The organism is Allokutzneria sp. NRRL B-24872 (genome assembly GCF_002155965.1).
In the GTDB taxonomy this organism is placed as follows: domain Bacteria; phylum Actinomycetota; class Actinomycetes; order Mycobacteriales; family Pseudonocardiaceae; genus Allokutzneria.
This window is the reverse complement of record NZ_MUMH01000368.1, coordinates 1-590: the sequence shown is the minus strand read 5'-3', so window position 1 is coordinate 590 and position 590 is coordinate 1. Positions and strand designations below refer to the sequence as shown.

General features: G+C 68.3%; 1 protein-coding gene. It reads right to left on the bottom strand.

Features of this window, described 5'->3' with window-relative positions; translation table 11 throughout:
* Window positions 1–590 (bottom strand): oligopeptide:H+ symporter (locus CCN37_RS38105; protein ID WP_143262064.1); only part of this gene is annotated, 590 nt, incomplete at both ends.

The window sequence follows — 590 nt, the reverse complement described above, 5'->3', positions numbered from 1 at the left end:
AGTTGAGGGTCCAGCTCCCGCTGAGCACCACGCCGGTGTAGAAGACCGCGGCGACGATCAGCCAGATCATCGCCTTGCGCAGCCAGGAGCGGCGCTCCTCGGTCGCCAGCGGGGTGGGGACGACGTTGCTCTCCGGGCTCAGATGGCGGGTGCCGATCAGGAACTGGACCAGACCCAGTGCCATGCCCAGCGCGGCGAGCGCGAAGCCCAGGTGCCAGTTGTACGACTGGCCGACGGTGCCGATCACCAACGGAGCGGCGAAGGCACCAACGTTGATGCCGATGTAGAAGAGGGTGAAGCCGCCGTCCCGGCGCGGGTCCTGCGGACCGTCGTAGAGCTGGCCCACCATCGTCGAGATGTTGGCCTTGATCAGACCGGAGCCGAGCGCCACCAGGGCGAGGCCGACGAAGAAGGTCGCCTGGCCGGGGACGGAGAGCGCCAGATGCCCGGCCATGACGATCCCGGACGCGATGATCACCGTCTTGCGCGGGCCCCACACCCGGTCGCCGAACCAGCCGCCCGGCATGGCCAGCAGATAGACCATGGCCAGGTAGACCGAGTAGATGGCCACCGCGTTGCCCTCGGTCAGC